Annotated in this window: 1 rRNA gene; it reads left to right on the top strand. The window is 54.1% G+C overall.

Features of this window, described 5'->3' with window-relative positions:
• Positions 1-118: 118 nt before the first annotated feature.
• Positions 119-2,941, top strand: a 23S ribosomal RNA gene (locus tag QJ48_RS05050); the annotation flags it as partial.

The raw sequence follows: 2,941 nt of genomic DNA, 5'->3' as shown, positions 1-2,941 counted from the left end.
AAGCGTAAAGCTGAATCATCCTTAGTTTTACTAGCAACTTAGCTAGCGAGGATATATCTTTTGGAGCGACTTTTGTCGAAGACAAGCGGAGCGAGAAAAGATATACTCCGAGCGATCAGGATAAGCTAGAAAGAGCACACGGAGGATGCCTAGGCACCAGGAGCCGAAGAAGGACGTGGCGAACAACGATAATGCCTCGGGGAGCCGTAAGCAGGCTTTGATCCGGGGATGTCCGAATGGGGGAACCCACGTGAGGTAATTCTCACGTACCATGCAGTGAATACATAGCTGCATTGGAGGCAGACGAGGGGAACTGAAACATCTAAGTACCCTCAGGAAAAGAAAACAAAAGTGATTCCGTCAGTAGCGGCGAGCGAAAGCGGATTAGCCCAAACCAGAGGGCTTGCCCTCTGGGGTTGTAGGACGCCGATGTGGATGCAGCAGGTTAGGTGAACCGGTCTGGAAAGGCTGGCCATAGTGGGTAAGAGCCCCGTAGCCGAAAGTCTGCGAACATCCTAGGCGTATCCTGAGTAGGGCGGGACACGTGAAACCCCGTCTGAATCCGGCAGGACCATCTGCCAAGGCTAAATACTCCCTGGTGACCGATAGTGAAGCAGTACCGTGAGGGAAAGGTGAAAAGAACCGCGGGAGCGGAGTGAAATAGAACCTGAAACCGTGTGCTTACAAGAAGTCAGAGCCCGTTAACGGGTGATGGCGTGCCTTTTGTAGAATGAACCGGCGAGTTACGTTCCCGTGCGAGGTTAAGGTGAGAAGCCGTAGCCGCAGCGAAAGCGAGTCTGAATAGGGCGCATGAGTACGTGGACGTAGACCCGAAACCGTGTGATCTACCCCTGCCCAGGGTGAAGGTGCGGTAACACGCACTGGAGGCCCGAACCCACGAATGTTGAAAAATTCGGGGATGAGGTGGGGGTAGCGGAGAAATTCCAATCGAACTCGGAGATAGCTGGTTCTCCCCGAAATAGCTTTAGGGCTAGCCTCGGGAGATGCGTCGTGGAGGTAAAGCACTGATTGGGTGCGGGGCCCGCCAAGGGTTACCAAGTCCAGTCAAACTCTGAATGCCACAGACGTTATCCCGGGAGTCAGACAGTGAGTGCTAAGATCCATTGTCAAGAGGGAAACAGCCCAGATCATCAGCTAAGGTCCCCAAGTGTGTGTTAAGTGGGAAAGGATGTGGAGTTGCACAGACAACCAGGATGTTGGCTTAGAAGCAGCCACCATTGAAAGAGTGCGTAATAGCTCACTGGTCGAGTGACTCTGCGCCGAAAATGTAACGGGGCTAAACACACCACCGAAGCTATGGGTCCATTATGGGCAGTAGGGGAGCGTTGTATGCGGGTAGAAGCTAGATCGTGAGGACTGGTGGACTGCATACAAGTGAGAATGCCGGTATGAGTAACGAAAAGATCAGTGAGAATCTGATCCGCCGTAAGCCTAAGGGTTCCTGAGGAAGGTTCGTCCGCTCAGGGTAAGTCGGGACCTAAGGCGAGGCCGAAAGGCGTAGTCGAAGGACAACAGGTTGAAATTCCTGTACCACCGTGAACCGTTATGAGCGATGGGGTGACGCAGAAGGATAGTGACGCGAGCTGATGGATGCTCGTCCAAGCAGTGAGGCTGGTATGCAGGCAAATCCGCATACCGTAAGGCTGGGCTGTGATGGGGAGGGAAAATTACAGTACCGAAGGTCATGAGTTCAAGCTGCCAAGAAAAGCCTCTAGCCAGGGAGAAGGTGCCCGTACCGCAAACCGACACAGGTAGGCGAGCAGAGCATGCTAAGGCGCGCGGAAGAACTCTCGTTAAGGAACTCGGCAAAATGACCCCGTAACTTCGGGAGAAGGGGTGCCTCGGTAGGGTGAATAGCCCGAGGGGGCCGCAGTGAAAAGGCCCAAGCGACTGTTTAGCAAAAACACAGGTCTGTGCGAAGCCGCAAGGCGAAGTATACGGGCTGACGCCTGCCCGGTGCTGGAAGGTTAAGGGGAGCGGTTAGGAGCAATCCGAAGCTGTGAACCGAAGCCCCAGTAAACGGCGGCCGTAACTATAACGGTCCTAAGGTAGCGAAATTCCTTGTCAGGTAAATTCTGACCCGCACGAATGGCGTAACGACTTGGGCGCTGTCTCAACGAGAGATCCGGTGAAATTTTAATACCTGTGAAGATGCAGGTTACCCGCGACAAGACGGAAAGACCCCATGGAGCTTTACTGCAGCTTGATATTGGACTTTGGTACGATCTGTACAGGATAGGTGGGAGCCTTTGAAGCATGAGCGCCAGCTTGTGTGGAGGCGACGTTGGGATACCACCCTGATCGTATCGGAGTTCTAACTTGGTACCGTGACCCGGTACGAGGACAGTGTCAGGTGGGCAGTTTGACTGGGGCGGTCGCCTCCTAAAGTGTAACGGAGGCGCCCCAAGGTTCCCTCAGAATGGTTGGAAATCATTCGAAGAGTGCAAAGGCATAAGGGAGCTTGACTGCGAGACAAACAGGTCGAGCAGGGACGAAAGTCGGGCTTAGTGATCCGGTGGTACCGAATGGAAGGGCCATCGCTCAACGGATAAAAGCTACCCTGGGGATAACAGGCTTATCTCCCCCAAGAGTCCACATCGACGGGGAGGTTTGGCACCTCGATGTCGGCTCATCGCATCCTGGGGCTGAAGTAGGTCCCAAGGGTTGGGCTGTTCGCCCATTAAAGCGGTACGCGAGCTGGGTTCAGAACGTCGTGAGACAGTTCGGTCCCTATCTGTCGCGGGCGTAGGAAATTTGAGAGGAGCTGTCCTTAGTACGAGAGGACCGGGATGGACGTACCGCTGGTGTACCAGTTGTTCCGCCAGGAGCACGGCTGGATAGCCAAGTACGGAAGGGATAAGCGCTGAAAGCATCTAAGCGTGAAGCCCCCCTCAAGATGAGATTTCCCAGTATGTAAGAC

It is taken from the genome of Paenibacillus sp. A3 (assembly GCF_001399685.1).
In the GTDB taxonomy this organism is placed as follows: domain Bacteria; phylum Bacillota; class Bacilli; order Paenibacillales; family NBRC-103111; genus Paenibacillus_G.
The sequence above is the reverse complement of the archived record's forward strand: the minus strand, read 5'-3'. Positions and strand labels throughout refer to the sequence as shown.